Here is a 22,378-nt window from a genome sequence, read left to right as displayed (position 1 = left end):
ATCCTCCCCTTCATTCTCTCGTTTTTGGCCGGCTCATTGGTGCGAACCGGTTCGATCTCATTCATTCGACCCGGGCGAAAAAGCCGCTCCAGGCCGGTAATGTGATTGCATCATCCGTCAATTGTGATCCGAAGCCGTGACCTTCGAGCACGTCGAGCCGCTCAATCGGCCGCTTGGCAGTGACCGGCTCTGCGCTCATGTTGAACAGGCAAAGGATCGTCTCGTTGCCGAATGTCCGCTCAAAACCGAGCAGTGGCGCTTCGTAGGCGCGAAACTCGATCTCGCCCTTGGCAAAGGCCAGGTGATGTTTGCGGAAATCCAGGAAGCGGCGATAGTGGTTCAGCACCGAAGCCGGATCGTTCTGCTGTTCGGAAACGGCGCGGCCGAGATGCTCCTTGGGCACCGGCAGCCATGGCTTGCCCTCACCAAAACCACCATTGACGGCGTTCTTGTCCCAGACCATCGGCGTACGGCAACCGTCGCGGCCCTTGAAATCCGGCCAAAACTGGATGCCGTAGGGGTCCTGCAGATCTTCAAACGCGAGATCGGCTTCAGTCAGGCCAAGCTCTTCGCCCTGATAGATGCAGACGGAGCCGCGTAGCGTCATCAGCAGGCTGGCGAGGAACTTCGCATAGGCATCGTGATCGGCAATGCCCTGCCCCCAGCGGCTGACATGGCGCACCACGTCATGATTGGAAAACGCCCAGCAGGCCCAACCTTCCGGCGCTGCTTTTGCAAAATCATGCAGAACCTGCGCGACACCTGCTGGCGTCAGCGGATCGGGCGCCAGGAATTCGAAGGCGTAGCACATATGCATCTTGTCGTTGCCAGACGTGTATTGCCCGGCAATTTCAAGACCGATCTGACTATCGCCGACTTCGCCGACGGCGGCGATCGCCGGGAACTCGTCCATGACGGCACGGAAGCGCTTGAGGAACTCGAGGTTTTCCGGCCGGTTCTTGTCGTAGAGATGTTCCTGATAGTTATACGGATTGACTGCCGGCGCCGTGTTGGCGTTGCGGCGCTCCGGTGCCAGCGCCGGGTTGTCGCGCAGTTCCAGATCGTGGAAGTAGAAGTTGATGGTGTCCAGCCGGAAACCATCGACGCCACGTTCCAGCCAGAAACGCTCGACGGCCAGCAGAGCATCCTGAACCTCCTGATTGTGCAGGTTGAGGTCCGGCTGCGAGGTCAGGAAGTTGTGCATATAATATTGCAGGCGCGTTGGATCCCACTGCCAGGCCGAACCACCGAAGATCGACATCCAGTTGTTCGGCGGCGTGCCGTCCGGCTTGGAGTCCGACCAGACATACCAGTCGGACTTTGGATTGAAGCGGCTGGAGCGGCTCTCGACGAACCACGGGTGCTGGTCGGATGTATGCGACAGCACCAGATCGATCATCACGCGGATACCGAGGCGGTGGGCCTCCGCAATCAGCGCATCAAAATCGGCAAGCAGGCCAAAGATCGGATCGACGCCGGTATAGTTCGACACGTCATAACCGAAATCCTTCATCGGTGACGTGAAGAACGGCGAGATCCAGATCGCATCGACGCCGAGCGAGGCGACATGCGGCAGGCGGGCGGTGATGCCCTTCAGGTCGCCGATGCCGTCGCCGTTCGAGTCCTGGTAGGAGCGCGGATAGATCTGGTAGATCACCGCGCCGCGCCACCAGTCCCGATCGGCCTGCAATGTGGAGCCACTTGTCTGGGTCATGCTCATAATCAATCCTGTAGAAGTCTCAGTTTAAGAAGTCTCAACCGCCCTTGACCGATCCCGCCAGCAGGCCGCGTACGAGGTAGCGCTGCAGAGTGAGAAAGACGATCAGGGGCACAATGATGGTGATGAAGGCCGAGGCCGTCAGGATTTCCCAGTTGCCACCGCGCGAACCGAGCAGGTTGACCAGACGACCGGTGAGGACCAGTTCGTCATTGCCGGTTCCGAGGAACACCATGGCAACCAGCAGATCGTTCCAGGTCCAGAGGAACTGGAAGATCGAGAAGGAGGCAAGCGCCGGGAACGACAGAGGCAGGATGATCTTGATGAAGATGTCGAAATCGCTGGCACCATCGACGCGGGCAGATTCCAGGATTTCACGCGGCAAGCCGGCCATGTAGTTGCGCAACAGATAAATGGCGAGCGGCAGGCCAAAGCCCATATGAGCCAGCCAGATGCCGACATAGGTCTTGGCGGAAACACCGAGAAATGCACCGACGCCATTATAGAGTTTCAACAGCGGGATCAGCGACATCTGCAAGGGGACGACCAGAAGGCCGACAACAACTGCGATCAGGATTGCCCGGCCGGGAAACTTCATCCAGGCCAATGCATAGGCGGCAAAAGCTGCGACCAGGATCGGGATGACCGTTGCCGGGATGGCGACAGTCAGCGAATTGATGAAGGACGCACCGATGCCAGCGGCCCGCATGACTTCGCGGTAGTTGTCGAAGGTAAACCGCGGCGGGATGGCTGCGGTATAGAAGATGCGCTGACCGCGGGAGCCTTCCATGCGGGTCGGCGAGACGATCTCGTAGCTGCCATCGTCCTTGACGGTGAGTGTCTGGCCGTCGCCGATATCGGCGAGCGTGCCGGCCTCGAATGCTGTGGGTTGCAGCGGCCGGAAACCAAAGGCCGAAACCTTGGCATCGCCGCCCTCCAGCAGATTGCCGGCGATGACGAACTTGCCGTCACGTTCGACCTGCGCGTCAGGCGACGCTGCACGGCCGGTCAGGTTCTGCGACGACGTGGAGAGTGCCGTCCACCAGCCGGAAACAGCCAGCTGGTCCTTGTCGCGCAGCGACGAGATCAGAAGGCCGGCGGTCGGCAGGGTCCATAGGGTGACAAGCAGAATGACGGAAATGTGGACGACCCAGATGAGGGGCGAGCGGGAAGAAGCAATCATCTCAGTGGCCCTCCATTTCCTTGGTAGCGTTGCGGATATTCCAGATCATGATCGGGATCACCAGCACCATGATGACGACGGCGATCGCGGCACCGCGGCCGAAGTCACCGCCACCTCGGAACATCCAGTCGAACATCAGATTGGCGAGAACCTGGCTTTGCCACTGCCCGTTGGTCATAGCGAGGACAATGTCGAAGACCTTGAGCACCAGAATGGTGATGGTGGTCCAGACGACGGCGATCGTGCCCCACATCTGCGGGATCATGATCTTGAAGAAAATCTGCAACCCGTTGGCGCCATCGATAACGGCGGCCTCGATCGTTTCTTCCGGGATACCACGCAGGGCGGCAGACAGGATCACCATGGCAAAACCGGTCTGGATCCAGATCAGGATGACCATCAGGAAGAAATTGTTCCAGAACGGCAGCGTTACCCAGGCCTCTGGCGTGCCGCCGAAATAGACGACGATGGCATTCAACAGACCGATCTGCGCGGTGCCTTCGGCGCGGTAATCGTAAATGAATTTCCAGATGACGGACGCACCGACAAAGGAGATCGCCATCGGCATGAAGATCAGCGTCTTGGCGATATTGCCCCACCAGATCCGGTCGGTCAGCGCCGCGATGATCAAGCCGAAGAACGTGGCGGCAGCGGGCACGACGAGCAGCCAGAGGAAATTGTTGTAGATCGACTGGCGGAATTCACCGTCGTTGAACATCCAGATGAAATTGTTCAAACCGACGAAATTCTCGCCCGCCCTGTCATGCAGGCTGAGCCAGACCGAGGCAATCACCGGGTAGATCAGGTAAATGGTCAGCGACAACAGCGCCGGACCGAGGAAAAGCCATGGCCGGATGGCATTGGTGATACGCAGATTGCGCGAGGCGACGGCACCCGTCAGACCCTTCGACGGAAACAACTTGTCGAGAATCCAGTTCGTACCGAAGAAATAGGCGGCGCAGCCAAGAACCCCGGCGGCCATGATGACGATGGCGAATAGCAACTGCTGCATGGCAACTTCCTCCCCAGGAATGTAAGGCCGGACAAACGGCCTGCCCGCCCCTTGGTGCGTGGTTCCCGATGTGCCGGGATTAAACGCGGCCGAAACGATCACACCACCTGCCCTGCCCAAGCTTAAGTTGCAGCCGGCAGGGGTGTGTTCATTCAAAGGGACTTCTTTGTGTCAGCCTTCCCCAAACCGTTCCGCCTCACTCCCCTTCCGGGCGGTTTGGCAGACGGCGTTCCAGCCTCGCAGTTTCTTTAAGGGCGGCTCCGGAATTTTTCACCCGGAGCCGTCTTTCGAGTGTTGAGCGATCTTTACTTGATCGAGTCCCAGGCCTTCTGGATGCCGTCTGCAACGTCCTTGGCCGACTTGCCGCCGACATAATCGACCATGCCGGTCCAGAATGCGCCGGCACCAATCTTGCCGGGCATCAGGTCGGAACCGTCAAATCGGAAGGTCGTTGCGTTGAGCAGGATCTCGCCCTGCTTCTTCATCGGGCCATTGGCATAGGCATCCTTGTTGACGCTCTTCAGCGGTGTCAGGAAGCTGGTCTGGGCCATCCAGACTTCATGCGCGATCGGCGTTTCCAGGAACTCGATGAAGGCGCGAGCCGCCGGCGTGTCCTTGGTGATCATCGCCAGCGTGCCGGCACCGAGAACCGGATTACCGAGCTCGGGCTTGCTTGCGTAAGGCGGCATGTAGAAGAAGTCGGCATCTTCGCCAACCTTGGTGCCTTCCGGGAAGAAGGACGGGATGAACGACGCCTGATGGTGCAGGTAGCACTTCGGCGGCGAGGCAAACAGGCCCTTCGGGCTGTCGCGGAAGTCGGCAGAAGCAACGGCTGCAGCGCCGCCATCGACGTTCTTGTCGTTCTTGGCAAACCAGCCGAATTCATCAATCGCGCCGACAACAGCCGGGTCGTTGAACGGGATCGCGTTGGTGACCCACTTGTCATAGGTCTCGGCCGACTGCGTGCGCAGCATCATGTCTTCGACCCAGTCGGTTGCCGGCCAGCCGGTCGCACCGCCGGAACCGAGACCAATGCACCATGGCGTGCCGCCATCAGCAACGATCTTTTCGGTGAGCGCCTTCAGTTCTTCCATGGTCTTCGGAACTTCATAGCCCGAATCCTCGAAGTTTTCCGGCACGTACCAGACCAGCGACTTCACGTCGATCTTGTAGGGGAATGCGTAGAGAGCCTTCTTGCCGTCCTTGCCCGCATAGGTCGACAGATCGACCCAGGACTGGCCAGCGGCGTAATTGTCGAGCAGCCACTTCTGGGTTTCGTCGCCGAGCGGCGTCAGGTAGCCCTTCGAGGCGAGGTCGGCGATCAGACCCGGCTGCGGCAGGATGGCGACATCCGGCGGGCTGCCGGCCTGGGTATCGATGACGATCTGCTGCTCGTAATTTTCGGACGACGAATATTTCACCTCGACGCCGGTCGCATCGCGGAAATAGTCGAGCATGGATTCGGCCAGCGCTTCGTCTTCGCCGCGCCAGGGACCGAAGATCGTCAGCGTCTGACCCTTCAGGTCATGGCTCTTCTTGAACTCTTCGAAGCTTGCCCAGTTGAACTTGGAATCTTCGCCCGGCTTGAATTTCAGTTCGGCTGCATGCGTGGCACCCGCCACAAGCGCAAGCGCCGCCACTCCCAACAAGAATGTTCTCTTCACGTCATTTCCTCCCAAGAAAGACCCGACCCATTGATGCCGGGCGAACACCGCAGCGCCGCCTAAATTCAAAGCGCTTTGAGTTTGCTAACAAACCATTGCGACAGGCATCAAGTCAAGAGCTTTCCCGTAAAGGGCGAATGAAGGCACTCTTCGTGCAGTGCAGCGTAGTTTTGCGATGCAATGAAGCCGATTTTTGTGGTTGATGAGCAAACCCGATGATACAAAATCCGTCGCGCGTGGAGATGGAAAGCAAAAATAGAATATAAATCAAAGCGCTTTGGGAGTGTGCGCTTGCCATGAACGTGAATTTGAAGCAGCTGGCGGAGATGTTGAGCCTGTCGCAAACGACAGTCAGCCGAGCGCTCAACGGCTATCCCGAGGTCAACGCCGAAACACGCCAGCGGGTCTTGAACGCGGTGCGCGAAACCGGCTACCGGCCGAACCGCGCCGCTCAGAGGCTAGCGACGGGCCGGGCCGGATCGATCGGGCTGGTCATGCCGATCGCACAGGGCATCGATTCCGATGTGCATTTCGGTGAGTTCCTCGCCGGGCTCGGAGAAGAATCCGTCCGGCACGATTTCCATTTCGTCATCAACCCGAGCGCACCCGAGGACGAGGAGACCACATTCAAGCGGCTGGCTGCCAGCGGCAATGTCGATGCACTGTTCCTGGCCTATGTGCGTGCCAATGATCCGCGCATCGCCATGCTGAAATCCCTGTCGATCCCGTTCGTCGTTCATGGCCGGGCAATCGACCAACCGGCTGACTATCCGTTTCTGGATATCGACAATACCGGCGCCTTTTATGATGCAACGCGCCTGCTCATCCAGCTGGGACACAAACGGATCGCGCTGATCAACGGGCCGGGCAACCTCACCTTCTCCATTCGCCGCATGAAGGGGATGCGGCGTGCGCTCGAGGAAAACGGGCTGCATTTCGATGAAGGCCTGGTGCAGAATTCACTGATGACCGACGAATACGGCCACCGCGCCATGCAGCAGTTCCTCGAGCGGGATCAACCACCGACTGCCGTTCTCTGTTCCAGTACCGTGATCGCTCTCGGCGCGGTCAGAGCGATCAACCGGGCAAGTCTACAGATGGGGCAGGATATTTCGCTGATTGCCCATGATGATGTGTTGCCGATGTTGAAGCCGGAAAATTTCAGCGTGCCGCTGACAACGACCCGCTCATCGCTGCGGGCCGCAGGTTCACGCATTGCCACCCGGCTGATTTCGCGGATCCTCAAGACCGGAGAATACCCGGAACAGGAACTCTGGCGCACAGAGTTGATCGTCAGGGCCTCGACAGGCCCTGCTCCGAAATCGTAGCACGTTCCGCTTAAATCAGAACTTTGGCGCGACCTTGCCGGCCTTGCGAGACGCGGCGATCACCGTGTTGGCCATCAGCATGGCAATGGTCATCGGACCGACGCCGCCGGGCACCGGCGTGATGACGGCTGCGACTTTGGCGCATTCATCGAAAGCGACATCACCGACCAGCCGGGACTTGCCCTCGCCCTTTTCGGGCGCTGCAATGCGGTTGATACCGACATCGATCACCGTTGCGCCGGGTTTTACCCAATCAGCCTTGACCATTTCCGGACGGCCGACGGCGGCAACCAGAATATCGGCATTGCGGCAAACGGCGGCCAAATCTTTGGTGCGCGAATGGGCGATGGTCACCGTTGCGTTGGCTGCGAGCAGCAATTGTGCCATCGGCTTGCCAAACAGGTTGGACCGGCCGATGACGACGGCGTTTAATCCGGAAAGATCGGCCCCATGTGTGCGCTTGACGAAGACCATGGCACCGGCCGGTGTGCAGGACACAAGGCCGCCATCGAGATCGCCGGTCGCCAGCTTGCCGGCGTTGACGACGTGCAAGCCATCGACGTCCTTTTCCGGCAGGATGGACTGAATAATCGCATCGGAATTGAAGTGTTTCGGCAGCGGTAGCTGCACGAGAATGCCGTGAAGCGTTTCATCCTTGTTGAGGGTCTGAACCAGGGCCGCCAGTTCTTCCTGCGTCGTTTCCTCCGGCAGCGTATGCTGGACCGAAGTGAAGCCGCATTCCTTGGCCATCTTGCTCTTCGACGAGACATAGGCATGGCTTGCCGGATCGTTTCCGACGATGACGACGGCCAGACCGGTCTTGACACCGGTTTGTTCGGTCAATGCCTGCGATGCGGTCTTCACGGCATCGATCACCGACGCTGCAACTTCTCTGCCATCAATCACGGTCGTCACGGTGTTCTCCCAGATTCTCGTTTGTTGTGTTCATTGTAGTTTCAGCAAAAAATAGCGGTGGCCTCAATGCGTCCTATGCTGTTCCGATCGAATAAATTCAAGGCACATCCGCGAAAGGCGCGGCGCGACAACTGGCATAACAGCATTTTCCATCATTGCTGAGGGATGTGGCAGGAAGATCATCCGCCGTGAGCCAGTGCCTTCGGGGATATCGGTACTAATACCGCTGGCCGCCGGTTCGAAGCTTCGCATAGTGCTCCACACGCGATCGCAGGGCGCGCAGGTTTTCCTGCACCTCGGCCATATCGCCATTATCCTCGTTGTTGTCCTGCATCTCGCGCAGATAGTCCCGCAGATCCGCCGATGCCGCATCGCCCCGTTGGGGGAAGGCGTTGAGCGCTGCAGCTGACGCTGCCGCATGATGGGCCGATGGCATCCGCGTCCGATACTCGACAGGTGCCGGCAATGGCTCGTCGATATGCTGTGGGGTTCCCGGGCCATCGGGATGATAATCGTCCTTGCCGGGTGGATCACGCTGGGGAACCACGGCAACCGGGCGGTTCGACCGCTGCAGCAAGTCCTTCATGCTCCGATAGACCCCGAGCGCGATACCCAACCCAACCCCGGCCATGAAGCCGGCAATCATGCCGCCGATGGCGATCAGCTTGCGTGACGGCCCGGTAGCCTGAAGCGGCGGCTGCGCCGAGGCAATCACCCGGATGTTCTTTAAGGTCAGCTTCTCCTCCTGGCCGGTTTCACTCGCCCGCTTGAGGAAGGATTCGTAGATTGTCCGCGTCGCGTTGGCCTTGCGCTCCAGTTCCCGCAGCTCGATAAAGCCGGTCGATGAGTTCACCTGCTGCGCCTTCTGGACCGCCAGCTGCTGGACGAGATCTTTTTCCGTCCGGACCGCCCGGTCCAGCTCGGTCTGCGCCGTTGCCGCGATGCGGCGGAGTTCGTTGCCAATTTCGGAGCGTGCAACCTCCAGCGACTGGACGGCGGCCAGGCGTTGTGGATGGCGCGGCCCGAGGCTCGCGTCCAGCGCTCCCAGTTGCGCGCGCGCCTCGGAATACTGCTTGCGCAGCTCCTGAAGCGTCACCGAACTCACCTCTTCGGGGAATGCGCCACTCAGAACGTCGTTCAAGCGGATCCTGGTCGCAAGGTCCACCTTTGCCCGGGCATCGGCAATACGATTACGCACGGCGCCAACCTGATCGTTAAGGGCCAGCAATTGCTTATCGAAAATCAGCTCGCCGGCAGCACCGACGATATCGTGCTCAGCCTTGTACTTCTCCACGGCATTTTCAGCCGTATCCAGCTCCGTGCGCAGATCGGCCAACCGGCTGTCGAGCGCTTGCGTCGTCCGCTGGAAGAAGCCTGACTGAGCCGCCTGTTCCTCTTTCAGAAATGTCGCAACGAGCCGATTGGTGATCAGTGCCGACTTGGCCGGATCCCGGCTCTTCACATCGATAGTCACGATAAAGGTTTTCGGATCGCGCGATACGGTGACTGCATCGCTCAATTTTTCCAGCGTGCGCGGGTTGACCCCCGAGGCAGGCGCCGGTTGCGCCTTGCCGGGAGAGACGAGATCGCTGATGACGCCGATACCATCGGAAAGTCCGCCTTTTCCGGTGGAGACGCCGCCAAATTCGGAGTCACGATCCAGCCCCAGATCGATGGCGACCTTTTCCAGAACGGTCCGCGACCGCAGCACTTCGAGTTGACTATCGACCAGCGCCAGGATCGCTTCGGTGGCTAGGCTTTCCTTGGAAAGATCAGAATCGGTCAACCGCACTTCGCGCGGATCGACATAGAGCTTGCTTTGGGACACGTAGACACTCGGCGTCGCTATCGCGAGCAAAACGCCACCGATCGTGCCAGCCACCGTCAGTACCACAATGGTCTTTCGAAGCTGCCAGACAGACGTCATGATCGTGGCGATGTCGATCAGCGGCCGATCCTGCGGATCGCCATAATAGGCTTCCGCAGTGACGGCGGACTGAGAAAGCACAGCATCGGCCTGAGGCGTTTTTTCGCTCTTGAACCAGCCGGAAAAACGCCCGGAGGTTTTTTGCGGCGCCGCTTTGACGGGCTGCTGGTGATTGCCTGACACTTTAGGCTTGACCGTCGGACCGCCCAAGCGATCCAGCAACTCGCTGGCAGAACGCGCGACGGGCACTCCACTCCGCGCCGCCGTGCCGGAACGCGTGCCGGCCCCCTTCGACCCGAGGTCGGCCGGGGAGCGACGCACCACAGTCCTTTTGTTGTCTTCCGGATCGAACATCAATGCCTGCAAACGCCCGCATCGGGGCAAAGTGACGAATTGTGAACGAAGCTTAAGTTTTTGTGGAAAACAAACCGTTAACAGACAGCGGATTGCGCGTCGGAAACGCCGTCAATCCCCGAGATCGAACCGCTCATTAAGCTTTAGCGGCTAGAAACGGGACAGCACATCCGGACGCCGCTCGTGATCAATTTCGCCAAGACCCTTTACGCACGCAACGCCAGCGTCATTCACGCCTATATCTCGATGACGAGCGGGTCTGCGGGCAGGCTTGTTCTGTCGCTGGTCTATTTCATCTGCATCGCCAATGGGCTTTCGATTGCCGAATTCGGCCTGTTTGCCACGGCGTCGGCCGCCGGCATCATGATCTCGCGGGTGCTTGCATTCGGCTTCATGTCGCCGCTCTATCGGGTCGCGACCGTCAAGCCATTGCTGGTGGGAACCTACACCGCAGGTTTCGCCGCGGGAGCCCTGCTGTCCCTGCCTTTGATCGCGATCCTCTGCCTTGCCATCTATTATGCCGTTTTTGCCGGTGATATCGCGCTTGTGGTTTTTCTCGCTTTCATGGCCGCTGAAATCCTTTGCTGGCGCGGTCTGGAGATCGTCGTCATCGTTCTCAACGGTCTCGGCCGCTTTGGCCGCGCAGCTCTTCTTGTGGTGATCGGCACGGGCATCCGCACCGCCGCCGCACTGGCCTTTTCGCTGTTGCATACGGCCAACCTTGGCACCTGGTCATTGTTTTATTTGGGCGCAAACCTGCTTTCCCTCGTGATCGCGCTGGTATGGTTTTTTCCGAAGGTTCGGCTTCGCTGGCGCCCGGCGCTCTATATCCGCCGCTGGGCGGATTCAGTGTCTGTCGCCGGCGCCGAGGTGCTCTTCTATATCCAGTCGGAATTCGACAAGATCGCGGTGCTGGCAATCGGCGGGCCCGAAGTTTCCGGCATATACGCGATCATCATGCGGCTTGCCGATCTGACGGCGCTCCCGGTGCGTTCGTTCAACACGTTGCTGGTGCAGAAGATCATGCGCACGCCCGGAACGATTTCATCCTGGCGCACCCGGCTGACGATCGAGACACTGGTGGCGGCCATATCCTTCCTGGCGATATCAGCGATGGCCGTCTATCTGTGGATTTTCCCGCGCGGGCTGGGAAACAACGTCGCACAGGCAGCACCTTATCTGATGGCAGTCCTGCTGGTGCCGTCGTTCCGGAACCTTGTCGAATACCACTCCGAATTGCTCTATGCGACGGGCCGCACGGTGCGCCGGATGGTCAATCTGGTCATTGCGGGGATCATCAAAGTCGCCCTGCTCGCTGTGCTGTTCAAGACCAGCACGGACGTTGCCTATTGGGCGCCTCTGCTCAATGGCGTTTATCTGGCACTCTATGCCGCATCCTTTACCTTGACCTATTCCGCCTTGCGCCGCGAGACCAGCCGGGTCATCTGACGGGATCAGGCGGCGCGTTCAAGCACGACATCGCGGATGTCGGAGAGATCGTGGCCGACGAAGGACTGGACGCCGATGCCAATCTGGTGCGGCCCCATCTCGCGCATGAAATGCCTGAGCCCACCGATATCGCGGGCATAACTGTCGCCAGTCCAAAGCACGTGGCAAAGCCCTTCGGCAGACGCGACATGACCCTGCCCCTTCATCACCTCGTCGACGAAACGGCCATAGATCAGGCATTCCGAAAACTGGCGCGAGCGAAGGATGGCGCGAACCCAGTTCCGTCCATGAAGGGTCTCGATATAGTCGAGCAGAGCCCGGCAAGTGTCGGTGCGCCAGGCAATCAGCGTACTGATGTAATCATTGGCCGGCAGGCTGAAAGGACCGATCCCGAGCAGCCGGTCGGAATGGGCGAGCCACTCGAGATGATTGGAAGGCATACGCTCGCCGATCGCCGCATCCTTGCGATAGAGCGTCAGGCGGTCGCCTTGCCAGAGGTCTGCCGGATCGAAATCACGCAACAGCACCACGTCGGAATCGGCGGCGAACATCGCCGCCTCGCCGATATGCCGGGATAGCGCCAGACGGCGCAGTTGCTGGACATGCCATCCGCGTAGCGGCAGGCTGAAGGGGCTAACCCAGAGCTTGCGCCGGCCAGCCGAAAGCGGGTCGGGCATGGCATGCAGCCACCATGGAAGAAGATCGCTCTCGCTGATAACCTGCCGCCGCGAACCCTCCAGTTGCCGGAACAATGCGACGTCGAAAGGAGCCACCAGCAGATAGTGGACCCAATCGCCTTTCAGCCGCATATCCATGCTTTCGCACAAAAGCTGGCAGCGCTCGAAATCATTGGCGTAGGAGGCTGTAACGACAGCAGTGCGCATGATGGTTTCCGTCAGAACGTTCGTGATCCGGCACGATGACCGCCGACTTGCGGCGGCGGTTCACGCCCGCTCAATTTATGGCGGAGAATATAATATATGAACAACGGGTTTCCGAGCAGATAACGGCGCCACAGCCGGCGTGGTTCAAGGACCAGCCGGTGCAACCACTCCAGGCGCAGGCGCCTGACGGTGGAAGACGCGCGCGGGACTTCCTCGGCCATGAAGTCGAAGAGCGCACCGACGCTGATCACCAGCCGGGCATGGCCCGGGCCAACATGGCGATCGATCCATTTTTCCTGCTTCGGACTGCCCATGGCAATCAGCAGGATATCCGGCTTAACGGCGCGAACCTTTGCCATGACCTCGTCGGATTGCGCCGGGTCGAAAAACCCATCGGAGACGGCGATGAATTCGTGCCATGGCGCGTGTTTCTGAAAGTTTTCGGCAGCGCGCTTGAGCACGTCCGGACGCGCACCGACCATGGCGATGCGTCTCGGCGTCGTCATGTAAGTCATCAGCGCCGGAACGAAATCGGTGCCATTCAGGTTGGCCGGAAAGGTCTTTCCGTGGAACAGCCAGGATGCAAGATCGACGCCGTGCCCATCGGGAAGGACGATATGCCGGCTGAGCACAGCCCGGTATTCCGGATCATGCATCATCAGGTTGGCATTGTGCGCATTGAGGAACGAGATGACCGTCTGCCCGATCGGCATCGAAGCAACGTCGTCGGCGAACGCGAAGGCGTCGGCCCAGCCAAAATCGCATACCGGCAGGTCGAGGATCATGCGTTGCGAGGCAACGATCGGTGTACCCGGGGAAACATTCATCGGGATTTTCCTCCCTCATGCACTGCAAGGCCGTAGGATGCGCTGACAGTTCTGGTTTTCATTGCCGAGACCCGGAGTTCGTCTCTGGGAGAGACCGGACCCGGCGTGACTACAGGTTGGCTGAAGCGGGACAGGCCCTCTTCAAGCGTGGCGAGCAGCTTGTTTTTCTGCGCCTGATGAAAAACCGATCCGGACAGGCGCTGACGATCGCCTGACCGTACCTGTGCGACCTTCTCGATCAGCAGGTTTGCAAATTCAGCAGGTTCGTCACTCACCGCGCAATTTCCGGGAAGCGCGTCGATGCCGCGCAGCGATGCGCGCGTGGCGACGCTCGGCATGCCGAGTTCGAAGATTTCGATGGTCTTCAACTGCACTCCGGTGCCACCGCGGCTGATCAACGGCAGGACGGCGCCGGATTCGACGAAGGCGCGTGCGTCAGGCACCCGGCCAAGCAGGCGTACCCCGGGATGAGAAATCGCCGGCGCGTCCGGCAGCTGACCGGCAATGCCGATCGACATATCGGCCGGCAGCAGCGGCACGACCCTTGAAAGAAACCAGTCGAGGCCGATCCGGTTCGGCTGCCAGCTCCAGGTCCCGATCAGGGCCAGATCGTATTCCGGCGGTTTTTCGGCGCTGGACTGGGCTAGGTTCCATCGCGTCACCAGCGGCAGGACGGTTGCGCGGCTCGAAACAGCGTGGCCGAAACCGAGGCGATCGGCCTCCGCAAAAGTCCAGATCGCCGAGGCGGCCTGTGTCAGTCTCCGCTCAAGCTGTTCGAGGTAATGCGCTTCGCGCTTGAACAACCATCGTCCCAAAAGGCTAGACGCGGTGGCGGCGTTTTCACGCGCCGAACCTGCTTCGACATTATGCGCGACATAGATCGTCTTGTGCTTCTGGAAGACGGACGCAAAAGCACCGGGCAATTGTACGGAGTTGAGGACGATACCGTCAAACGGCTGTAGACGCTTTAACAGGGCCTCAACATGGTCGCTGCTGATCTCAAGCATCTTAGCCGACGACAGCGTCGTGCGGTGGAGACATGCCTTTGCCAGCCAGCGCAGCTTGGTGGCAGCGCCAACCTTCGCATTGGTAACTTCGATCTCTCCTAGAAGATGCACATCTCCGCCCGAAGCCGCAGTCTGCCCAGGCTGCAGATAACCGATCACGCTCACCCGGTGGCCGAGCGCGCGAAGGCCATCAAGGACGGCGCGATTGGCGATATCGAACCCCGATGAAGGGTTCTCCACCGGTACCAGCGAGGAAACGAAGACCAGATGCATGCTGCCACACGAGACTTGAGAACAATTGCCCCGACTGTAGCAACACGCCGTGAAACGAGCTTTAAACCATTCATTCGAAAGCGAATTCGGAAATTCAGCATCTGTTTAGGAAGATTTGCTTTAGTGCCTTTCAGATCTTTGCCTTCAACACGGTACCGCCATGACCCCGCCTGCCCAGGATGTGACTGTGTTTTACCGGACGGCGGTCGATAGCAATGAAAGCATCGAGCTTGTCGTCACGCTGCCGACGTTCCGCCGCCCCGAACACCTGATCAAGACCCTGAAAACCGTTATTTCACAGGCCCCCGGCTGCCCCTTCGCAATCGTGGTGATGGAAAACGACGCGGATGGACTGGAGGGCGCGAACGCGGCAAAAATGTTCTTTGCCGACCACCGGATCAACGCGCTGGTGGTGATCGCGCATCAGCGTGGAAATTGCCACGCCTACAATGCCGGCTGGTCGATGGCGCTTGCCGCCTACCCCAATCTTCAGACCATCGCCGTGATCGATGACGATGAATTGGCAGCGCCGGACTGGCTCGACAGTCTCGTTTCGGTACACCGGCAGACACGGGCAGATCTGGTTGGAGGGCCACAGCTTCCCGATTTCGAGGACAAGAGCCGCAATGACCGCAAACGGCATCCGGTCTTCATGCCGCATTATGATACGACCGGCCCCGTCCCGATCCTATATTCTTCAGGTAATGTCCTGATAACCCGCCATGTACTCGACGCGATGCCGAGACCGTTCCTCGATCCGATGTTCAACTTCATCGGCGGCGGAGACAGCGATTTCTATCGCCGGTGCAAGGAAAACGGTTTTTCCTTTGCCTGGGCAGCGGAAGCCTGGGTGGCCGAGAGCATTCCGGCGCGGCGGACGGAACTGTCTTGGATCAGATCGCGCAGCCTGCGAAACGGGGCGATTTCAGCCTTGCTCGAACACCGCGCTGCCCCGGGCTTTGCCAGGCGAGCGAGGACAATCGCCAAATCTCTGGCCCTTTTGGCTGCCTCACCGTTTCGCGGTATTTCGCTTTGGAAATCATCCGGCCTGCCATCGGCTGGCCTCTACCATTTTCACGTGGCGTGCGGGCGGCTGATGATGGAGTTCGGGTTCGTCAACGAGCAGTATCGCAACCCGGAAAAAAACTGAACTGCACACCTACGACTGAATTGCACATAGGCGCCGGCTCAATGGCCGGCGGCAGCGGCGCGCTTTTCGCTCTCGGGCATCTGATCGTGGGCAACCTGACCATTCTTGTCGACGATCGGCACGGGCTTGCGCTGTTTTTCATTCGCCGAATTGGCAAGCCGGGCCACGTCGGTCTTCGATAGATATTCAAGCTGCTCGACCAGAACCTGGAAAATAACCTCGTCACGCAGCTGCTTGTTCAACTGATCCTTGACGATCGTCTTGAAGCTGGCGAGGTCGAAATTGCTGGTATCGGCAACATTGATCAATTTCTGGCCGACCAGAATGTCGAACAAGGCGTTCGTCACCGATTCCTTGAACGGCACTTCCATAGTCTTGGCCTTGGCCTTGTCGACAGAGAACGATAGTTTGGTGAGGAAGTAACCCTGCACCGCGCCATCGGTGATCACCGGTACGGTGATCAACTCACCCGGCAGATATTCCTGCAATGCGCGGCGTTCTGCCTCCGCATCCGATTCCACCGGTGCCGACGCATGCTGGATCGAAAAATAGACGGATCCGAGCGATACGGCGCAAATCCACACACCGGTGAAAATAAGCTTGAGCATCAGAAATCGCCGTAGCGGAACTGCTGTTCGGTGTAGATGCCATCCGCGTCGGCGTCCTGAACAGCAGCCTTCAACAGGTCGACAACCGACCGGCAGGCTTCCATATGAGCGTTCACCTTCTGCGAATTGGTCATCAGCTTGGTCTGAATATGTTTGGTCTGCGAGACGAATGACTGCGAAATTTCGTCCGGCGAAGCATCGCGATGGAGCATCGTCAGTTCATAGAGGCAACGGCTCTTGCGGGCGTTCGATGTCTTAAGGTCGAAGCTCGGATCAACACCAATCCGGGTATTCTCGTTGTCGAGGATCATTTCGAGACGTCCCAAAACGTTCTGGATACGCACGTCACTCGATGCTGCAACTTCCATCATTTGGCTCCCATTGGCGCTGGCGGCACGCGGGGTCCAAGCCCTTGGCGTGATGTATGCGCGAAATTTCTAAGTTAAGGTCCGTCCGGCCTGTTGCCGGCAGCGCCTCAGGCTTGTTCGTTATTGTCCGGCGTGCCCATGAAGTTGGCGACCGCCTTGCGTTCGTATTCCTGCACCATGCTCAGCGCGACATTGCTGCTATTGCCGTCGAGCGCTGCACTCACCCGGTTGGGGCCTTCGCCGACGATGCGGTCCGTCACCATGCGTTCGGCAATACCGACACCGTCGCCCTGCGCCATGACGTTGCCGATCTGCTCGGCCATCATGCTCTTCCACATGTCGCCGGACGTGCCCTTGCCGTAAACCTCTTCACTTTCGGAGGGCAGCATCGACTTGACGAAGTTCTGCAGCACCATGGCTTCGAACTTGCGGTAGCTTTCCGGGATCTTCTTGGCTTCGGCCCGATTGGTAATGTCGCCCAGGCTGTTGGTCGGGCTGTCCTGATTGAGAACTGCGACCGTATTGGCAAAACCGTTTCCGTTTTCGGCGAGGCTCGTCGCCTGAAATGCAGCACGATTGGCCTTCAGCCGCGCCTGCGCCTCCTGCACTTGAGCCGGATCGGCGGCACGCACGACATCCATCACCAGGTCGCTTGGAGGAGAAATGGCCATGCGAGGTCCTCTCGGTCACGGAGTCCAAGGCGGACGCCTTTATCGGCGCCAGCAACAACTCCATAAAATCAGCAATTTAGCGAACGGTTCGGCCGCAATATTCGACCGTTCCTACCCTGCACTATGACCGGCCAACCTTACCGGAAGCTGGTGATCCGCTCATCACATGCTGATCGACGAGATCGTAGATGGCGTCGTCCGCTTCGGTCCGGTCTTCCAGAACGCGGGCATCCTTCATGTTTTCTTCCAGCCGGTCACCCTTTGCCCGTTCCTTCAGAACCCGGGCCTCGTGGCCCTGCTGGATATCCAGAAGCATCTGGTCCTTCATGGCAAGGCGGCCAAGCTGCGAAGCATAGTGCCCGGAAAACATTGCGTGCAACGGGCTTGCCGACCCCATGGCATCGACAACGACGTCAATGGTTTCGGCGAGATCGCGGCGCTTCCTGGCGGTTTCGGCCAGCTCGTTTTCCGCCATCTGTTCCAGATGCCGCTGAACAACAACGAGGCGCTTGAGTTTTTCGGAGCGGCTTTTCATCGGGCTAGATCCCTTGCATCATCGGGCCAAAACCGTCGGCAAACAGTTTCAGCATCGCGGCGATGCCGAGATAGAGCAGGAACATGCCGCCCATGATCAGATAGGGCAGCGAGATGAAGTAGAGCGGCATCTGCGGCGCCAGCTTGTTGACCATGCCGATCGCGACGTTGAACAGCAGGCCGTAGATGATGAAGGGGCTTGCCAGCCGCAGCATGATGTAAAACGTGGTCTCGAGTGCATTGGTGAGCGTGATCAGCACGCCCTGCGGATCGAAGCCGACGCCGAGCGGCATGACCTTGTAGGAATCGACGATGCTCGACAGGATGACATGGTGGAAATCCAGCATGAAGAGGACCATCAGACCGGCAAAGCTGATCAGGTTGGTCAGCTGGTTTTCGGCGGTATCTTCCAAGACGTCATTGGCCGGGGGAGCGTTGAAGCCCATCATCATCGTAATGACCGTGCCGGCGAACTGCAGCCCAAGCACATAATAACGTGCGATCAGGCCGATGACGCCGCCGATAACGGTTTCGGTGGCGACGATATAGATATAGGTGTGACCCTTGCCGGAAATCTGCGGATAGATCTCGTTCCACATGATCGGCAGGATCGCCATCGAGATTGCCACGGCAACGAAGATGCGGATCTGTACCGAGACGCGGGCCGTGGAAAATCCAGGCATGACCATGATGCAGGCGCCGATCCGGCAGAATGCGGCGAAAAGCGCCAGCACTGTGCCTTCAGGGTCGGTGATCATGAAATCGAGCCGATGATCTTTATCTCGAGGCCCTTGGCGAGCTCGACATGCGAGAGAACCGGCAATGTTGCAAAAAGACGCTCGATGATCATGCGCACATAAGACCGGGATTCGGGCGAACTTACCAGTACGAACGGCATGCCACGGTCAAGATTTTCACGGATAACCTTGGTGGCCTGCTCGCTGAATTCCTCCAGATGGCGCGGATCGATGTCAAATTCGACAATATCGCCCTTGGCATCGCGCTTCAGCGCCTGGTGGAACACCATGTCCCATTTGCTGCCGAGGCGAAGGACGCGCAGCGTGCCGTTATCTGCGAGGTCGCCACAAAGTTGCTGCGACATGCGCACGCGGACGTGCTCGACGATCTGCTCGGTCTTCCTGACATGCGGTGCCAGTTCGGCGACAGCTTCGAGGATCAGATGCAAGTTGCGGATCGAGACACGTTCGGCAAGGAGAAGCTTCAATACGGCCTGCAGGCCCGAATAGGACATGTGCGAGGTACAGATTTCGTCGGCCAGCTTGCGGTATTCCGGATCGAGCCGCTCGATCAGTATCTTGACGTCCTTGTAGGACAAAAGCTGCGGCAGGTTGTTGCGGATGACTTCGGACAGATGTGTCAGCACAACCGACACGTTGTCGATCGGGTGGAAGCCTTCGCGCTTCAGATCCTCGGTAAAGGTTTCAAGGATCGACACGGCGGGCATGCCGAATGCCGGCTCGCGAATATCATCGCCGGGAACGCTCGGCCTGCGGCCGCCACCGGTGACGACGATGACTTCGCCGACGCGCACGGTGTTCGAGGCGATCGTCGTGCCATGAATGCGGACGTGATAGGCCTTGTCGGGGATGCTGATATCGTCCGAAACCTTGATTTCCGGAACGATGAGACCGTATTGCCCGGCGAACTTGCGGCGCATCTTGCCGACGCGGAACGCCAGTTCCTGATGGGCGCCGAGAAGACGTGTTGAGACCTGCTTACCGAGCAGCAATTCGATCTCGGCCGTCTTCAGGACCGACTTGACCGAGTCCTTTTCGCTGTCGGTCTTCATCTGTGCCGTCTGGTGGTCCTGGTCACGCTTCAGCTTGTTGGCTGCTTCCAGCTGACGCGGGATCACCCAGCTGAGAAAAGCCATGCCGCCGCCGAGGACGCCAAATGGCAAGAACGGAAGCCCTGGCATAAAGGCGAGCATGATCATCAGGCCGGACGCGACCATCAGGGCACGCGGGTAGCCGCCGAGCTGGTTGACGACGGCCTGATCGGTGGAGCCAGACGTGCCGCCTCGCGAAACCAGCAGGCCGGCTGCCAGCGACACGATCAGGGCGGGAATCTGGGAGACAAGACCGTCACCGACGGACAGCTTGACGAAAACGTCGGCCGCTTCACCAATCGACATATCATGGCGGACGTAGCCGATGATGATGCCGCCGAAGACGTTGATGGCGGTGATCAGAAGGCCGGCAATCGCATCGCCGCGCACGAACTTGGACGCACCGTCCATCGAACCGAAGAAGGAGCTTTCCTCTTCCAGCTCACGCCGGCGCCGTTGCGCTTCCTTCTCGTCGATCATACCGGCCGAAAGATCAGCGTCGATCGACATCTGTTTGCCGGGAATGGCGTCCAGCGTAAAGCGTGCGCCGACTTCAGCGATACGCGTCGCACCCTTGGTGATAACGATGAAGTTCACGGTGATCAGGATCAGGAAGACGATGAGACCGATGACGAAATCACCGCCCATGACGAGCTCGGCAAAACCGGCAATGACGCCGCCGGCGGCATTATGCCCTTCATGCCCATGCGAAAGGATCACGCGCGTCGTCGCGATGTTGAGCGACAGCCGGACCATGGTCGAGATCAGCAGAATGACCGGGAAAGACGAGAAATCCAGTGGCTTCTGGATCCACAGGGAGACCATCAGGATGAGCACGGAGAACGCGATGGAGAAAGCCAGCCCTATGTCGATCAAAAACGGCGGTATGGGCAGGAACAAGATCGCAAGAATCGCGACGATGCCGAGCGCGAAGCCGATATCGCGGCCCTTGGGCGCGACTTTCGGGATGATCAAAGCAGGAGGTTGTGCCATCGGAAATTCCGTCTCGTCATGAGAGGCGGACAGCATTCATACCTGCTGCCCAAACTAAGCAGCAGCCCTAACGCACCAAACTTGCGCGAAGGTGGCATCGATGTCGAAAGAGGCAGCAAATGCGCTTTTCCCAGCGCCAGTCTCGCTCAACGTTCGCCGAATGGTCAGAATCCGGTTTGAATGCGGGAAAAGACCATGTCGGTGAAGATCGAGATCTGCGCACCCACGAAAGAAGCCGAAAGCGCGATGGTGATAAGCACTGCGAGGATTTTCGGGACGAAGGTCAGGGTCATTTCCTGGACCTGGGTCAGCGCCTGGATGAAGGCGATGACGACGCCGACAACCATGGCGGCAGCGACGGCGGGCCCGGAAGCGACGACCACTGTCCAGATCGCCGCCTGCACGATATCGAGGGCATCCGCCTCATTCATTGGCTATCACTTTATGGTGACACCCGGGCCCACGACAAGTTCCTTGCCGCTATCAAGCACCGCGATGATTCCATCCGAGTATAGCTTCACTTCCTTGACGACACCAGTTGTCTTGCCGTCGGCGCTGGTGACCGTCTTGCCAATCACGGCATTGGCTTCACTGAGCGACGTGCGCTGCAGCAGGCTTTCCAGATTGGTGTTGGTCTTGATCGTCTGCTCGACCTGTGAAAAAGTCGCGAGCTGGGCGATCTGCTGGGTCGAATCCATCGGCTGGGTCGGATCCTGGTTCTTCATCTGGGCCACGAGCAGCTTCAGAAAGCTGTCATAGTTCAGACTTGCCTTGGCCTTGTCGGCACCCGATTCCGCGCCGGACGCTGTGGGAACATAACTGTTGTTGACGCCACTTACCGCCATGGTGCGATCTCCTTGCGAATCTGTTCGATCGTTGCCGGGGTGATTTCCTGATTGTTCAGGATTTTGTCTTCGAGGGCATAGAGACCGCGGATCGCCTTCAAAGCGTCGAAGGCGCGGCCCTGCGTCACCATTCCGTCGACTTTCTTCAGCTCGGCAACGATCTCGTCGTTCTTGAAGCAAGTCAGAAGCATGACCACCGACTTGCGGAACATGTTCGTCGATTGCTCGGCGCCTTCCGGATTGATCAGGATCATCTGAGCGATGAAATAGAGTTGCTTCAGCGGGGTGGTCGCATCTTCCGGCTGCAGAACATGGTTTTCAAGCAGGAATGTCACGTCATTCAGGAACTCGACGGCGACCTTACGGTCGACACGCAGCACTGCCCCGTTGACAAAAATCCGTTCGCCAGACTTCAGCGAAATACGCAGTGTGCTTTTCATTTGAGTCCATCCCTGATGATGGTTGTGATATCGATTATGCCCTGGAAGTTCGAGGATTCGCGTTTGCGGATCTTCTCGGTCTCACCGAGAATCCAGATGGCTATGGAAATAAGATTGGCGCGCAGTTCGTCGTTCAGCTGATTGTCTGAAGCGCGAAGATCCTCGATGAACCGGATCCAGACCCGCCTTGTGTAGTAAATCGCCTCGATCGCCTCGCGCGAGTAGCCCTTCTGTCGATTTGCGGCTGCGAGCAGCGCAATCGAGCGGTCGAGCACCTGCCGTTCGCGATCCTTGGAGTCGGCAACGCCATCCTCCATGATCTCGGCGTATGAAAACTGATACATTCAGACATCCTTCATGTTTGTCCTGGTCCTCACCGC

General features: G+C 58.9%; 22 protein-coding genes. 3 read left to right on the top strand and 19 right to left on the bottom strand.

Annotation, left to right across the window (positions count from 1 at the left end; all coding sequences use genetic code 11):
• Nucleotides 1-61: 61 nt before the first annotated feature.
• The 4 genes from R6X40_RS15285 to R6X40_RS15270 form a co-directional block, all read right to left on the bottom strand.
• On the bottom strand, nt 62-1,720 hold the full coding sequence (locus R6X40_RS15285; protein WP_318414632.1) for an alpha-glucosidase: 1,659 nt from the start codon (nt 1,718-1,720) through the stop codon (nt 62-64).
• A gap of 34 nt (nt 1,721-1,754) precedes the next feature.
• Nucleotides 1,755-2,900 carry a carbohydrate ABC transporter permease gene (locus R6X40_RS15280; RefSeq protein ID WP_318414631.1) on the bottom strand — a complete coding sequence of 382 codons (1,146 nt, stop codon included), beginning with the start codon at nt 2,898-2,900 and terminating at the stop codon, nt 1,755-1,757.
• A gap of 1 nt (nt 2,901) precedes the next feature.
• Nucleotides 2,902-3,912, bottom strand: coding sequence for a sugar ABC transporter permease (locus R6X40_RS15275; protein ID WP_318414630.1), 1,011 nt, complete (start codon nt 3,910-3,912; stop codon nt 2,902-2,904).
• 305 nt (nt 3,913-4,217) lie between these two features.
• The gene (locus R6X40_RS15270) at nt 4,218-5,576 is read right to left on the bottom strand and encodes an ABC transporter substrate-binding protein (RefSeq protein WP_318414629.1); all 1,359 of its coding nucleotides are present in this window, start codon (nt 5,574-5,576) and stop codon (nt 4,218-4,220) included.
• A gap of 296 nt (nt 5,577-5,872) precedes the next feature.
• On the opposite strand from R6X40_RS15270, the gene R6X40_RS15265 reads away from it, so the two are divergent.
• Nucleotides 5,873-6,904 (top strand): substrate-binding domain-containing protein, encoded by a 1,032-nt coding sequence (locus R6X40_RS15265; RefSeq protein WP_318414628.1) that lies wholly within the window; start codon nt 5,873-5,875, stop codon nt 6,902-6,904.
• A gap of 15 nt (nt 6,905-6,919) precedes the next feature.
• On the opposite strand, the gene folD is transcribed toward R6X40_RS15265, so the two are convergent.
• Together folD and R6X40_RS15255 are read right to left on the bottom strand one after the other, a co-directional pair.
• On the bottom strand, nt 6,920-7,819 hold the full coding sequence (gene folD / locus R6X40_RS15260; RefSeq protein ID WP_318414627.1) for a bifunctional methylenetetrahydrofolate dehydrogenase/methenyltetrahydrofolate cyclohydrolase FolD: 900 nt from the start codon (nt 7,817-7,819) through the stop codon (nt 6,920-6,922).
• A 217-nt stretch (nt 7,820-8,036) separates the two neighbouring features.
• Entirely contained in the window at nt 8,037-10,100 is a 2,064-nt protein-coding gene (locus R6X40_RS15255; RefSeq protein ID WP_318414626.1) for a GumC family protein, read from the bottom strand.
• A 183-nt stretch (nt 10,101-10,283) separates the two neighbouring features.
• On the opposite strand from R6X40_RS15255, the gene R6X40_RS15250 reads away from it, so the two are divergent.
• On the top strand, nt 10,284-11,549 hold the full coding sequence (locus R6X40_RS15250; protein WP_318414625.1) for a lipopolysaccharide biosynthesis protein: 1,266 nt from the start codon (nt 10,284-10,286) through the stop codon (nt 11,547-11,549).
• 5 nt (nt 11,550-11,554) lie between these two features.
• Here R6X40_RS15250 and R6X40_RS15245 read toward each other — a convergent pair whose 3' ends face one another.
• From R6X40_RS15245 to R6X40_RS15235, 3 genes are read right to left on the bottom strand one after another with little or no spacing between them, the layout of a single operon-like run.
• The gene (locus tag R6X40_RS15245) at nt 11,555-12,433 is read right to left on the bottom strand and encodes a DUF6492 family protein (RefSeq protein ID WP_318414624.1); all 879 of its coding nucleotides are present in this window, start codon (nt 12,431-12,433) and stop codon (nt 11,555-11,557) included.
• Nucleotides 12,434-12,444: 11 nt separating this feature from the next.
• Complete coding sequence (locus tag R6X40_RS15240) at nt 12,445-13,260, bottom strand: WecB/TagA/CpsF family glycosyltransferase (protein WP_318414623.1); 816 nt, start codon at nt 13,258-13,260, stop codon at nt 12,445-12,447.
• Entirely contained in the window at nt 13,257-14,540 is a 1,284-nt protein-coding gene (locus tag R6X40_RS15235) for a glycosyltransferase family 4 protein (RefSeq protein ID WP_318414622.1), read from the bottom strand. The genes R6X40_RS15240 and R6X40_RS15235 overlap by 4 nt, the downstream gene beginning before the upstream one ends.
• A 160-nt stretch (nt 14,541-14,700) precedes the next feature.
• On the opposite strand from R6X40_RS15235, the gene R6X40_RS15230 reads away from it, so the two are divergent.
• On the top strand, nt 14,701-15,690 hold the full coding sequence (locus R6X40_RS15230) for a glycosyltransferase family 2 protein (protein WP_318414621.1): 990 nt from the start codon (nt 14,701-14,703) through the stop codon (nt 15,688-15,690).
• A 38-nt stretch (nt 15,691-15,728) separates the two neighbouring features.
• Here the strand turns inward: R6X40_RS15230 and R6X40_RS15225 are convergent, their stop codons facing one another.
• From R6X40_RS15225 to flaF, 10 genes are all read right to left on the bottom strand, one after another.
• On the bottom strand, nt 15,729-16,298 hold the full coding sequence (locus R6X40_RS15225; RefSeq protein ID WP_318414620.1) for a hypothetical protein: 570 nt from the start codon (nt 16,296-16,298) through the stop codon (nt 15,729-15,731).
• Nucleotides 16,298-16,666: a hypothetical protein gene (locus R6X40_RS15220; protein WP_318414665.1), complete on the bottom strand. Its 369-nt coding sequence runs from the start codon at nt 16,664-16,666 to the stop codon at nt 16,298-16,300. The genes R6X40_RS15225 and R6X40_RS15220 overlap by 1 nt, the downstream gene beginning before the upstream one ends.
• A 107-nt stretch (nt 16,667-16,773) precedes the next feature.
• Entirely contained in the window at nt 16,774-17,337 is a 564-nt protein-coding gene (locus R6X40_RS15215; RefSeq protein ID WP_318414619.1) for a rod-binding protein, read from the bottom strand.
• Between the two features lie 121 nt (nt 17,338-17,458).
• A complete protein-coding gene (locus R6X40_RS15210; RefSeq protein WP_318414618.1) occupies nt 17,459-17,872 on the bottom strand; it encodes a hypothetical protein in 414 nt (137 codons plus the stop codon).
• 4 nt (nt 17,873-17,876) lie between these two features.
• Complete coding sequence (gene fliR, locus R6X40_RS15205) at nt 17,877-18,629, bottom strand: flagellar biosynthetic protein FliR (RefSeq protein WP_318414617.1); 753 nt, start codon at nt 18,627-18,629, stop codon at nt 17,877-17,879.
• Entirely contained in the window at nt 18,626-20,713 is a 2,088-nt protein-coding gene (flhA, locus tag R6X40_RS15200; protein ID WP_318414616.1) for a flagellar biosynthesis protein FlhA, read from the bottom strand. The genes fliR and flhA overlap by 4 nt, the downstream gene beginning before the upstream one ends.
• 164 nt (nt 20,714-20,877) lie before the next feature.
• Complete coding sequence (gene fliQ, locus R6X40_RS15195) at nt 20,878-21,144, bottom strand: flagellar biosynthesis protein FliQ (protein WP_318414615.1); 267 nt, start codon at nt 21,142-21,144, stop codon at nt 20,878-20,880.
• A 6-nt stretch (nt 21,145-21,150) separates the two neighbouring features.
• The gene (gene flgD / locus R6X40_RS15190) at nt 21,151-21,558 is read right to left on the bottom strand and encodes a flagellar hook assembly protein FlgD (protein ID WP_318414614.1); all 408 of its coding nucleotides are present in this window, start codon (nt 21,556-21,558) and stop codon (nt 21,151-21,153) included.
• Nucleotides 21,549-21,998, bottom strand: coding sequence for a flagellar biosynthesis repressor FlbT (gene flbT, locus R6X40_RS15185; RefSeq protein WP_318414613.1), 450 nt, complete (start codon nt 21,996-21,998; stop codon nt 21,549-21,551). The genes flgD and flbT overlap by 10 nt, the downstream gene beginning before the upstream one ends.
• A complete protein-coding gene (gene flaF / locus R6X40_RS15180) occupies nt 21,995-22,342 on the bottom strand; it encodes a flagellar biosynthesis regulator FlaF (protein ID WP_318414612.1) in 348 nt (115 codons plus the stop codon). The genes flbT and flaF overlap by 4 nt, the downstream gene beginning before the upstream one ends.
• Nucleotides 22,343-22,378: the final 36 nt, after the last annotated feature.

Source organism: Rhizobium sp. PL01 (genome assembly GCF_033447125.1).
Lineage (GTDB): Bacteria > Pseudomonadota > Alphaproteobacteria > Rhizobiales > Rhizobiaceae > Pararhizobium.
The sequence above is the reverse complement of the archived record's forward strand: the minus strand, read 5'-3'. Positions and strand labels throughout refer to the sequence as shown.